Raw genomic sequence first — 11942 nt, 5'->3', positions numbered from 1 at the left:
GTCAGGTCAGGTCAGGTCCGGTCGGCGCGCAATCGCCGTCAGGCGACCGGCCCTTGCGTCGGCTTCCTGCGCAGCAGCGCGTACAGAATGATCGCGCCGAACGTCGCGGTGCCGATGCCACCGAGGCCAAAGCCGCCGAGCTTCAACGAGAAATCCCCCGCACCGAGCACGAGCGTCACGGCGGCGACGATCAGATTGCGGTTGTCGGAGAAATCCACTTTGTTGACGACCCAGATGCGCGCGCCGGTCACAGCGATCAGCCCGAACACGACGATCGACACGCCGCCCAGCACCGGGCCCGGAATGGTCTGGATCACCGCACCGAATTTCGGCGAGAAGCCCAGCACCAGCGCGATCACCGCCGCGATCACGAACACCAGCGTCGAATAAATCTTGGTCACGGCCATCACGCCGATGTTCTCGGCGTACGTCGTCACGCCGGTGCCACCGGCAAAGCCGGAGACGATGGTCGCGAGGCCGTCGCCGAGAAACGCGCGGCCAATGTAGCGGTCCAGGTTCTGGCCGGTCATCGCGCTCACCGCCTTGATGTGGCCGAGATTCTCCGCGACGAGGATCACCGCGATCGGCGCGAGCAGCGCCATCGCGTGCGGGTCGAATACCGGCGACGTGAAGTGCGGCATGCCGAACCACGCGGCGTTCGCGACGATCGAGAAGTCGATCGGCTTACCCATGCCGAGGCCGTTCGTGACGATCGCGTAGATCACATAGGCCATCAGCAGGCCGATCAGAATCAGCAGACGTTGCAGCATGCCGCGCGCAAAGACCGCGACCGCGCCCACGCACAGCACGGTGACGAGCGCCATCCACGAATCGAAGTTGCTGCCGCTCACGCCGCGCACCGCGATCGGCGCGAGGTTCAGACCGATCACGCAGACGATCGCGCCCGTCACGACCGGCGGCATCAGCGACTCGATCCAGCGCGTGCCGACAGCGGACACGATCAGCCCGATGATCGCGTACACCACCCCGCATGCGATGATCCCGCCCAGCGCCACCGGTATGTTCAGGTTCGGCCCGTGACCGCCGTAGCCCGTCACCGCGATCACGAGACCGATGAACGCGAAGCTCGAACCGAGATAGCTCGGCACGCGGCCCCCGACGAGCACGAAGAACAGCAGCGTGCCGATCCCCGACATGAAGATGCACAGGTTCGGGTCGAAGCCCATCAGTAACGGCGCGAGCACCGTCGACCCGAACATCGCGACGACGTGTTGAATGCCCATCGCGAACATCTGCGGCCACGCGAGACGCTCGTCGGTGCCGACGACGCTACCCTCGGCGGCGGCGGACTGGCGGCGCCAGCGGGGAAAATAGGAATCGGCCATGGCGGGGGTTCTCCTCTGTTCGGCGTGATGATCCGGCGTGGTGAGTGCCGGGCGACGCGACGATGAGGCGCGGCCCGGGAATTACGCGCGAGTGTACGGAGTGCCATTGGGCCTGGCAAGCGTGGGGGGAAGCGCGGGTGGCACGGGATGTCGGCGGATCGCATGCGCCGTTCGCGCGGTTCGTGCCCAGTCGCAGAGGCTTCCCGTTTCAGAATCATCCGATACTTTTGCTTATGCCCCACGCTTAGACTGGCTTCGCTGCGCTGTCCCCATAGGCGCATGCGATGTTGTTATAACTATCCGACTTTCGCTCACGCCCCCCGGTGTGAGCGTTTTTTTTGGCCTTTTTTTCTTTAGATCGCCGCGCGTTGTGTGCGCACGAATTGCTGCGCGAATGCACTCCCGTGCGCGAGGCCACGGCCACATCCGGCGTCGGATTCGCCCGGTTGCCGATGCCGATGCTTCAACCCGCGTGCAAGTCGAGCGCAGGCGTGGAGCCCGCACGACTCAGCGCGCGAATGTCCGCGGTTTCGAGCACCGCTTTTGGCGCGCCATCGCGGGCGACTGCCAGCATCGCAAGACCAATGTCCTCGGTGCTCAGAATCTGGTTGGGCAACAACGCACGCAGTGTCGACAGGAACGGCTTCGTCAGCGCGTAAAACAGCCGGTACGAGCGCGTCTTCGATCGGGCGCCGTTCAACGGCTGGATCACGCCAGGACGAAACAGATAGACGGCCTTGAACGGCAGCCGTTGCAATGCGTTCTCCGTGCGTCCCTTGACGCGCGCCCACATGCTGCGGCCGCGCTCGGTGCTGTCGGTATTCGCGCCGGACACGTAGACGAAGGTCATCTGCGGATTGAGCCGGGCGAGCGTTTGCGCGGCCGCCATCGTGAGGTCGTAGGTGAGGCGCGTGTACTCCGCCTCGCGCATCCCCGCCGACGAAACACCCAGGCAGAAGAAGCATGCGTCGAATCCTTCGAGCGACGCCTCCACCGCGCGATAGTCCATCATGTCCGGCTGAATCACTTCGACGAGGCGCGGATCGACCTGACCGCAGCGCGTGCGGCCAACGGTCTGCACCACCTCGACGTCCCGCGCGCGCAAGCATTCGCGCAGTACGCCCTGCCCGACCATGCCGGTCGCGCCAAAAATAAGAACCTTCATGATGGGTACTCCCGCGTCGCGCTTGATCTGCGCAGGTTAGTCGATAGTCGCTGCCGCGTCCCCGTCCACGATGAAATGCAATCGAAAGGCAATGTTTTCATCGCGTGCCTACATACCGCGAATCAGCAATAAGCTCCGCTTTCTTCGTTCATCTTGTGCAAGGTTATAGAGAAATACACGGTCCAGCTTAAGTCCGGGTGTCTTCAATCCGTTATCCGGTAGATGGGATACCCGTTTTGACTGACAGAGATGCGCCGTGATTTGCGGCGCGTGCAATCAGCGACACGGGATAGGCCGCGCGGGGCCGCCTTCATGTTTGGCGGCCAATAGACGTTCCCATGCCCGGACCTGAGAGTCCATGCGAACGTTTTCACGTTTCGTTATTGGAGAAAATAAAATCGTGGCACTCAAGCACCTCACAATCAAAAGTAAGCTCATTGCCGGTTTCGGCATGTTGTCGCTCGTCGTCGTCGCGGTGTCCGGGCTGTCTCTGAAAGCGCTGAGCGATTCGACCGACGGGTTTTCCAGCTTCGTGCACGGCATCAACGCGCGTGCGGAAATGGCGATGCAGGTGCGATCCGCCGTCGACCGCCGCGCAATCGCCGCACGCAATCTGGTACTCGTGACCAAACCTCAGGATTTCGAAATAGAGAAAGCCGACGTGTTGCGCGCGCACGAAGACGTACAGGCCAACCTGAAAAGACTCAACGAGATGATCGCGACCGCGTCCGACACGTCGGATAAAGCGCGCAGCCTCGTCGCCGACATCAATCGCGTGGAGGCCGCGTACGGGCCGGTGGCCACCGACATCGTCGGTCTCGCGCTGAACAACCGGCGCGACGAGGCGATCGTCAAGATGGACGACCAGTGCCGGCCGCTGCTCGCGGCGCTCGTGCGCGCGACCGACGCGTACGCCAACTACACGCATGGCCGGCAGGAACAGTTGATCGAAGGTTACGCCGCGCACTACCAGAACCAGCGCAATCTGCTGATCGCGATCAGCGTGATCGCAATTGCGCTCGCGATCGGTGCCTGTGTGCTGATCACGCGCGCGGTGACCGGGCCGCTGCGCTTTGCGATCGGCGTCGCGCGCACCGTTGCGCAAGGCGATCTACGCACGCGCATCACCGTCGATGGCAACGACGAGACCAGCAAACTGCTCGGCGCGTTGCATGAGATGAACGAGCGCTTGACGGCGATCGTCGGACGCGTGCGCGACAGCAGCACCAGCATCGCAGGCGCGGCACGTCAGATCGCGGCGGGCAACATGGATCTCAGTCAGCGTACCGAGCAGCAGGCGGCCTCGCTACAGGAGACGGCGTCGAGCATGGAGCAACTCACGTCGACGGTGAAGCAGAACGCGGACAACGCGCAGCAAGGCAGCACGCTTGCAGCGAGTGCTTCGTCGGTTGCGCAGAAAGGCAGCGCGGTGGTCGGCCAGGTGGTCAGCACGATGCAGGACATCAGCGATAGCTCGACGAAGATCGCGGACATCACGGGGATCATCGAAGGCATTGCGTTCCAGACGAACATCCTGGCGCTGAACGCGGCGGTCGAAGCGGCGCGCGCGGGCGAACAGGGACGCGGGTTTGCGGTGGTCGCGAGCGAGGTCAGAAGCCTGGCACAGCGCTCGTCGAGCGCGGCGAAGGAGATCAAGGATCTGATTTCGAACTCGGTCGACAAGATCCGCGATGGGTCGGCGCTGGCCGGTGAGGCGGGTAAGACGATGAGCGAAGTCACGCAGGCCGTTGCGCGGGTGACGGACATTATGTCGGAGATCGCGGCGGCGTCGAGCGAGCAAAGCCGTGGAATCGAGCAGGTGAACGTGGCGATCACGCAGATGGATAACGTGACGCAGCAGAATGCTGCGTTGGTCGAGGAAGCGGCGGCGGCTTCGCGGTCGATGGAGGATCAGGGGGAGCAGTTGAATGAGGCGGTGGCGTTTTTTCAGGTTTTGGGTGGAGGGAGTGGTAGTGGGGTGGGGGGTGGTTCTGTTGGATTGGGTTCTGGTTCTGCTTCCAGTACTGCTGCGCGCAAGGAGATGCCGCGGAGGGAAGCGAAGGTTGCTGTGTCTGCTCGTAAGGTCGTACGGAAGACCGCTGCGCCGGTTGGTGCGGCTGGGGTTGGGGGTGGCGCCGCGGGCGGTGCGGGAACAAGCGCGGATGATGGGTGGGATCAGTTTTGAGGTGGGCGTTTTTTGGTGAGTGTGGGGCTTCGGGGAGACGGCGCTGGCGGATGTGAACGAACGCGATAACCATAGGACCGGCCGCCCTCATTTTCCTGGGCTAGAAATGCAAAAACCGGCTAAGAGCCGGTTTTTTGCGTTTGATCGAATTTTATTGGGAGGAGGAGGATCGAACTCCCGACCTTCGCATTGCGAACGCGACGCTCTCCCAGCTTGTAACTCATTGAATTCAAACGATCGACGATTCTGCTTGGACGTTGCTTCAAAAAATGAAACGTGACACTTAAGCGTGACAGGTAAGTCTCAAGTTTCATTTGCACTTGAATATAAACAATAACACCAAGTTATGCAGTATCAGTTGAAAAGCGAAACTGTGTGCCGCCGCATGAATGACGGTTTGGGTCATCCTCAGAAGCCAAGCCGCTCGATCGACAAATTCCCCCTTACACTCTACGAAGGCCTGCGCGAAGCTCTGTAGTCTGCGGGTGACTCTAGAAAAGCCTCGATGTCGGAGACGCGCCATCCGACCGATCGCGCGCCGAGCCTCACCGGCTCCGGGAAAGTGCCGGCCTTTACCCGGCTATAAATGGTCGTCCGGGACAGACCAATCGCGCGCTGGACCTCTTGGCGACGCATGATCGCTTTCGGGGCTCGTTGAAGTGAATCAATCTTCGTCGCAGCGGCCTGCAAAGGGGTTTGAGCAGCGCCCGTTTGAGCTTCCATACGCCGGCCAGATTTGATCCCGAAATCGATCAACATTCTGGCCACCTGCTCTCCCGCTGTGCACCACCGCGCGAAGGCCTCGCAGTAAGAGGCTAACAAACAAGCGTCAATAGTATCGAGCACATCAGCGTCGCGCAATTGCCTGACCACAATAGGCCAGTGTGCGACGGCTGCCGGAGACAGTTGCTCAAGGAGCGCCGCTTGAGATCGCCTGCTTGTCGCGCCCCCTCCCTTTCTGACTTGAGCCTTTCGCGCGTGCATGTCAACCTCCAATCAAGTTCGTTGGATAAACTCGCCCATGTTATGAGGCCCAACGGTGCTTCATCTGCAATATAGGCAATCGGTGACTCAATACGTAACCGTCGCGATATTTCTCGGTGACCGGGTCGGGCGGCAGTGAAGAAGATCTAGGCCTTGAAAAGTCGTGGATCGGCGGGTGCTCTGGGAGGCCGGCCGAAGATGCCTTCAGAGCTTCGCCATTTTGAGACGGCCGTCACATTCAACGCTCAGCTGGAACTTCAGGTCATTCATCGAGTTGTGCAGATCGCACAGCGCGCGCAACTCCGATTCGCTGAGTCGATATTGCGAAGGAAGATCAGATTTTGTGTCCGACATCGCCTCCGCTAAAATTGCGAGCGGCCATTCGAGATCGATGCGACCCTGGATGAACCTCCCCTGCATTTGCTTGAGTTTTTTCCCGATTCTGCCTCCCTTCACAAAGTTCTTTAGATCCGCCTGGAAGGTCAGGATGCCAAACTCGGACGCGCGGTCGTGAAGCGGCAAAAAATCTTGGTCCGCAGAGACAATGCAGATGGAATCCGCTTCTTTCTTGTAGAAGGCATCCATCGTTCGCATAACAATTCTTGTGTCGACTTCTTTTTCGTCCAAAGTTTTGAGACCAGTATTTTCAACATACACGGTGAAAAAACCCTTTTCCGTCCGCGCGTGCTCGACGTTTTTCGCCAGGCAATCCACGAAATCGTCGTAAGCGGAGTAGTCGCGCACGAAGACGCCCTTTTTTTCTACGATGCCTTTTTTGAGCTGCTCGAGCTGGCGCGCAGCTTCGCGGCCGCCTAATTGGGCCCGCTGCTTCAAACTGAGCTCGATGTATTCGAACGGCGCCGGCGCGTGAAACAGCTCGAAGTTCGGCTCGACGTCAAGGTAGGTCACGGATTTCTGGACGTTCAGTTGCTCACCCAGACGCCACCGTCCGTCGGCAAAGTCGACCTTAATCGCGTCCACCAGCTCGTTGAAGTCTTTGGTCGGCATGGGTCTCGACCGAGCAATGCGCTTCGTGATTTCCGCAACGGCGTCCCTTATCTGGAGATAAGCGAATCGACTGAGGATCATGCCGTCGTCGATGGGAAATCCTTGCTCCGAAAGCCACTCGTGGAGCGCAAGATACATCCCTTGCAGGTCCACGAGGATCAGCAATTTGTGAGTCTCAACATTAGATTCAGACGCTTCGATAGCCAGATTCGCGGCGGTGAGTTGCGCGTTATAGCGCTCCTTCCAATGTTGGCCCGTGGCTTCTTTGTCCGCTTTGAAATGCTGATTGCTGGGTTCCCGACCTGCTGATGTCTTTCGCATTCCGTTCTCGTCTTTTTTCGTAGGCACAAAGTTAGACCGCTTGCGGTGTCTCGCTGTGATTCATTTATATTCTAGGGCTCGGCTGGTCGCCTGATGCGGGGAGAGCAATGCGCCATTGCGCCGACTTGAAACGCTTCCGGGTCAGCAGCAGTCGCCTCGGAGGCGCGTGGCGCAGGGCGTGCTCGGCGGCGTCGTTGCGGTCCACCGCCTCAAACAAATCGCCGGGTGAAGGCTGTTGCGCACTTGGGGCGACCGCGACTACCTGCTTCGCTTGGATAAGCTCCGAACGAAGAGTTTCGGGCCTGGCGTCATGCGCGATTTCCGCGTCGGATGGCTGCGGTTTCCTTGCTCGCGTCCGGCCCCTCGTCGTGATTCTGTTGTTCTCGCGAATCGCTCGGCTAATTCTAGGCTGCGCGCGCAGGTGATGTGCGGCGCGTGGTCGACCCGGGCTTCGACGGACTCTCCATTGTCCACCGCGCGGGGGATCTCGCGGCCGCGATGATCAAACGACCCATTGTCCGCGCTGTGCGCGGAGCACAAGAAAACGCCTGCCTGCCGCTCCAGGCGGCCCGTCGACAGCGCGGCGAGCAAGCGAATGGTTGCACGCTCGCGCGGTTTTGCCCGCTTCTGTCGCTGCGCTCGCTCAAGCCGCAGCGCACGACTTTGTAGTCCGAGGTCCACGGCACAGGAATGCACAGCGATTTGTTGAAGCACAAGTCTTCCCGCGCCCCCAGGGCCAGACGCGGCTCGCGTTCTTGAACGCCATACTTCGCGCTCCGCCACCCGCCGAGTTTGCTGCTCGCCCGCTTTCTGGGCCTGTCGCGCGCGGTCAACGTCCATGTCCGCGGCAAGCGCCAAGGAATACGCGTGATGGTTTTGCTCCATCAACTCGACCTCGCGCCCCTCAAGCTCACCCGCTGTAGTCGCAAGCGTTTCGCCGCAGACGTTAGGGCGGAAGGAGGGCAAACGGCGGATCGGAGAACTTGAGCCCGCACAAGGCCAGCTCATTGTGTCTAAACCTGTCTCCGAGCGCGAGCAATGTCCAACGCTGCGGCGCCCGCTCGACGGCTCGACCGTTCCCTCGGTCCTCGTCGGCGTCTGCGAAGGGGTCGAAACCGCGGTCGCGGGTCGCCTGCGCGCCGGCCCAATCGCTACGCCTCCGGCTGCTCATTCTCGATGAGCTCGAGATGTTTGGCTAGGTGCTCGTTCATGTATTTCTCGAAGCGCCTCTCATCCGACAACCCGAGTTGCTCCACAGAAAGCTTCGCGCCGTCGGCGATGCCAGCGCGTTTGGCCTCCAACCGCAGCCGCGGATGAACGACGCAAACATACTCGCCGTTCGTCTTTTTAAAGCTCATCAGATAGCGATCAAACAAGCGATCCGCATGGGCCGCGAGCAGCAAGCCGTTCATTGGGTCCAACCGCTCGTGGTTCTCCGAATCGCGCCAGGGCTTGATATGGGATGCGACAAGCATCTCGGAGATGGCGATGCCGGTGAGCGCGCAAACCTCCCCGCGCCCCCACTTCGTGGTCACGTCCGCGCGAAAGCGCCCTTGCCCGACCCGCGCTTTCGCCAATTGCTCGCGCTCCGTGATGTCCGGCACCTCGCGCTCGATCTCTGCGAGATCCTCAATCAAAACGGCGGCCGCGACTTCGGCGGGCGCCTTAGCCCTTTCGCTGCTCTTCGTTTTGCCGAGCTCGTCCGGCGTGTAATCTCGGTCTCCGATCCAAATGAAGGTCTGCACGTCGACCATGTCGCGTGGCCGAAGTCCGCGATCGGTGAGCGCGGCGCGCAGGGAAGCTAGAAAGTCGAGCAACCATCCGTAGTCCTCGCCGGTCAAGGGCTGAGGCGGCTGCTTTACGACCGCCAACGACTCCAGGGCTCGCTTGAATTCCTCGCTTTTGACAATGCAGTGTCGCTGAGGATCCGACAGCATCAGCAGGAAGCTGGGCAAGATGCGCGACTTGGCCGGCCACGCCTTAAGATCGTCGCCGCCCAAGGCGAGCAAATCGCGAAGCGTCGGCACAAAGGCGTCAATACGCGCTTCAATGGCGCTGGGACCATACAAAAGAGCCGCCACCGCGACGGCAAAATCGCTTTGCCCGTCGCCGTCAAGATGCGTGAGCGCGGTCCAATATCGCCAGTTAACCAAATTTTGAGCTGCGCCGTCACTCAGCCGACGCGTGAAAAAAGCGGCGATTTGCGCGCCGATTTCTCGCCGCTCGGCGGTCTCGGCCGGCAGCGTGCGCAAACGCTCGGCGAGCTCCGTTTGGAAGAGCTGCACCAGCTCGATCTTGTAATTGCGCTCCGCGGCGTCGACGGCACCGCCGCCGCGGCCAAAGGCGCGGAAGGTGGGGAAGTTGACGCGAATGCGTTGGAGGTATGCGGAGATGCCTTCGTCTGCGATGTCGACGGTCATGGGAAGTCCACAAGATTCGGGTTGTCGAGAATGCGATCGCGCGAGGTGCTCGTCCGCACTGTCCTCCGACTCGCACGGGGCGTTTATTCGCTAACGCACAGATCGATAGCGAGGCGCCCCTGACGGCTCCGCCCTTTAAGCAGCGCAGCCGCAATTCAGCCTGGTTGATTCGACGACTTGACGATAGAACACGATCGGTGGTCGTAGCGAAAGCCCGAAATCAAGCCGTCGACGATGAAGGGAACCGCCTGCTCGACGATCGAAAGCTGCAGGAGAAACCATTCGCGTGGCTTGACGGCTTTGCCGAATCGATCCATCACGTCTATGTCCCAGCGCGTCGCGGCGAAGACATGATGCACCAGCCGCTCGAACGCGTTAAAGTTCAAATGATCGAACTCAAGCGGCCCGCTAAAAAATAGCTGTCTTGCGCACGAGAGTGCACAGTTTTCCTTAACTCGGCCACCGTGCAAGAAGTGGGCAGCATTTGAAGCCTGCATGAGCGCCGCTTGCGGGAAGCTGCCCGGCATGGTATAAAGGCAGCGATTCCGCATCAGCCAGGCTATTTCTGTGCTAATCCGGAAGGATCGCCAACTGGCGCGGCGCGACTTAGCGGTTCCTCCACGGTGACCCTAACATCCTCGTCGCTTCAACTTGTTTATAAGTCTTCGGTCTTGTCAAACAGGCTAGTTGTTCGCGTGCGTGATACTTTCTCCGAAAAAGGGCGCCTTGGTGTGCCCTTTTTTCATTTCAAATTGGATTATGGCTAATCCTTGGCTGGAAATATTACAAGAAGCGCTTACGAGCGAGATCGAACGAACGAAGACCGCCGTCCCCGGCGCCAAGCTCCGAGCCGCCGTCGCCAAGATCGCATCGTCCCGCGGACTCGAATTTCCTCCGCCTGGCGTAAAGCGGTTTTCAGCGTTCATTGAATCATTCCCATCGCAGATTCTGCTCCACAGGCAACCGGGGAGCGACATCCTCGTCGCGCCAGTCGACCGGCCGGACCTAATCACGATTTCCAGTTCGCATGCACCACCACCGAACTCGCGGATCCGCGAGGACCTGTTCAAAGCGCTAACGAAACTCCCCTCGGCGGAAGCCGGCAAGCCGCATTACCTTCCCAGCAGCAATTCGGTGTTGTGGGTGAAGGCTGGCGAGCCTGCCCCAGCTGAGGCAATTGCGCTGCCGGAGTCCTCGCTCGAAAACGAGCTCGCAGTGAGAAAGCGATTCGCCGATGAAGTGGACGTGCCAGAGACCGCCAAGGAAGCCCTGCTGGGGGCTCTCACGCAAAACTCGCCCCTCCAGGCTTTCAGCCAAGCGATACATAGCTTCGGCCTCATCAAGCATTGGCACACGTTCCGCCTCGGCGCGCTTAATTCGTTGCTGCGGACGTGGGCAACAGACAAAGCCGTCCCTTGGCAACCAGACTGGGTCCAACTTTCAGAGCCACGCTCGCTCCCGCTGATGGCTACGGCCGCTCCGGTTAGCGTAGAAGGCAAATCGGGCTTGGCGGAAATTGCCGCGCAACTCACCCAGGAAGATCTCGCGAGAATTCACATCCCTCTCGACATCGTTCTTCGATTGCTGGGCAAAGCATAGGAGGGGCCGCCAGTGGGCGTGTTCATTCTTGCCGGCTATCAGCAAAGCTTGTCGGCGCACATAAAAAAGGCGCTTCAAGAGGGTCAAGACCGGTTCAATGGATGGTCTTGGGAGCTTTTTCCCAGCGAAAAGCGCGGCGAGGCAACGATTCTTGCTAAGCAGGTGGATGGCTTGTGCCGACTTGCGGAAGCGCATAGGGGGGCTCATATCTTCGCCGTTTCCTCAGACCGTCAACGGAAGCAAATCGAGGACGAAATTCGCAGGCATTTTCGTTTCCGCTGGCTTGACTCCAAAGCCGTTGGCGAGACCGGGCGAGGCGAATTTGCGCCGCTTATCGAAGCCTTATCCGCTGCGACGTTGGAGGAAACATTCTGGGCGGAGCATGTCCAACCGGCAGACTCTGCGTCTCCTTTGGTCCTTCCGGAGATTTTCCTGGCAAAGCGCGAGTTGAGCGAGATTTGGCGCTTGTCTGAAAGCTATAACAATCAGGGTCATCTGTCGGCAGCGGCGGAGCTTATCGAACGCTTCGTCCGCGAGCACCGGCGCCGCATAGACAGGTTCCTCAATACGCCGTGGCTCGACGACAATTCGTGGATTTGGAATGACGACGGCCCTCGACATGGTAACCCGGAGTTCCCCGGCGATTGGCGCTACTCCTATCGGTTGCCCGATGGCTTTCACTTCGACGTTGAACCACAAGGCAAGAAAAACAAAACCACCTTCCTCGACGCAACCGGCCGACGCCATCCCCTGCCGCCCAAGGGCTACCTGAATGTGACCGCGCACGGACAAATCCGCGGAGCATAAGCGTCCGACAGCGCCGTCCTCCCTCCGATCTCCGAACGGCGGCGCGGACGAGCTGGGCGCAAATCCCAACCACCTGTTTATTTATACAGTATATACTCGCGGAAAAA

9 protein-coding genes are annotated in these 11942 nt (G+C 60.2%); 3 read left to right on the top strand and 6 right to left on the bottom strand.

Going from position 1 to position 11942, the window contains the following annotated elements; all coding sequences use genetic code 11:
• Window positions 1–38: 38 nt before the first annotated feature.
• Together BGI01S_RS18410 and BGI01S_RS18405 are read right to left on the bottom strand one after the other, a co-directional pair.
• Complete coding sequence (locus BGI01S_RS18410) at window positions 39–1346, bottom strand: solute carrier family 23 protein (RefSeq protein ID WP_042327408.1); 1308 nt, start codon at window positions 1344–1346, stop codon at window positions 39–41.
• A 463-nt stretch (window positions 1347–1809) separates the two neighbouring features.
• Entirely contained in the window at window positions 1810–2511 is a 702-nt protein-coding gene (locus BGI01S_RS18405; protein ID WP_042327407.1) for an NAD(P)H-binding protein, read from the bottom strand.
• A gap of 451 nt (window positions 2512–2962) precedes the next feature.
• On the opposite strand from BGI01S_RS18405, the gene BGI01S_RS18400 reads away from it, so the two are divergent.
• A complete protein-coding gene (locus tag BGI01S_RS18400) occupies window positions 2963–4696 on the top strand; it encodes a methyl-accepting chemotaxis protein (protein ID WP_232624319.1) in 1734 nt (577 codons plus the stop codon).
• Window positions 4697–5146: 450 nt separating this feature from the next.
• Here the strand turns inward: BGI01S_RS18400 and BGI01S_RS31410 are convergent, their stop codons facing one another.
• From BGI01S_RS31410 to BGI01S_RS30290, 4 genes are all read right to left on the bottom strand, one after another.
• Complete coding sequence (locus BGI01S_RS31410) at window positions 5147–5680, bottom strand: AlpA family phage regulatory protein (RefSeq protein WP_157004227.1); 534 nt, start codon at window positions 5678–5680, stop codon at window positions 5147–5149.
• Window positions 5681–5884: 204 nt separating this feature from the next.
• The gene (locus BGI01S_RS18390; protein ID WP_042327405.1) at window positions 5885–7009 is read right to left on the bottom strand and encodes an NYN domain-containing protein; all 1125 of its coding nucleotides are present in this window, start codon (window positions 7007–7009) and stop codon (window positions 5885–5887) included.
• A gap of 1151 nt (window positions 7010–8160) precedes the next feature.
• Window positions 8161–9429: an HNH endonuclease gene (locus tag BGI01S_RS31140; protein ID WP_052400496.1), complete on the bottom strand. Its 1269-nt coding sequence runs from the start codon at window positions 9427–9429 to the stop codon at window positions 8161–8163.
• Between the two features lie 155 nt (window positions 9430–9584).
• Window positions 9585–9956 (bottom strand): GIY-YIG nuclease family protein, encoded by a 372-nt coding sequence (locus BGI01S_RS30290; RefSeq protein WP_167335663.1) that lies wholly within the window; start codon window positions 9954–9956, stop codon window positions 9585–9587.
• Window positions 9957–10188: 232 nt separating this feature from the next.
• On the opposite strand from BGI01S_RS30290, the gene BGI01S_RS18365 reads away from it, so the two are divergent.
• Both BGI01S_RS18365 and BGI01S_RS18360 read left to right on the top strand, forming a co-directional pair.
• Window positions 10189–11028 (top strand): hypothetical protein, encoded by an 840-nt coding sequence (locus tag BGI01S_RS18365; protein ID WP_042327401.1) that lies wholly within the window; start codon window positions 10189–10191, stop codon window positions 11026–11028.
• A gap of 12 nt (window positions 11029–11040) precedes the next feature.
• A complete protein-coding gene (locus tag BGI01S_RS18360; RefSeq protein ID WP_042327400.1) occupies window positions 11041–11835 on the top strand; it encodes a hypothetical protein in 795 nt (264 codons plus the stop codon).
• The last annotated feature ends 107 nt before the right edge of the window (window positions 11836–11942 follow it).

Origin of the sequence: Paraburkholderia ginsengisoli NBRC 100965 (genome assembly GCF_000739735.1) — a bacterium.
GTDB classification, from domain to species: domain Bacteria; phylum Pseudomonadota; class Gammaproteobacteria; order Burkholderiales; family Burkholderiaceae; genus Paraburkholderia; species Paraburkholderia ginsengisoli.
The sequence above is the reverse complement of the archived record's forward strand: the minus strand, read 5'-3'. Positions and strand labels throughout refer to the sequence as shown.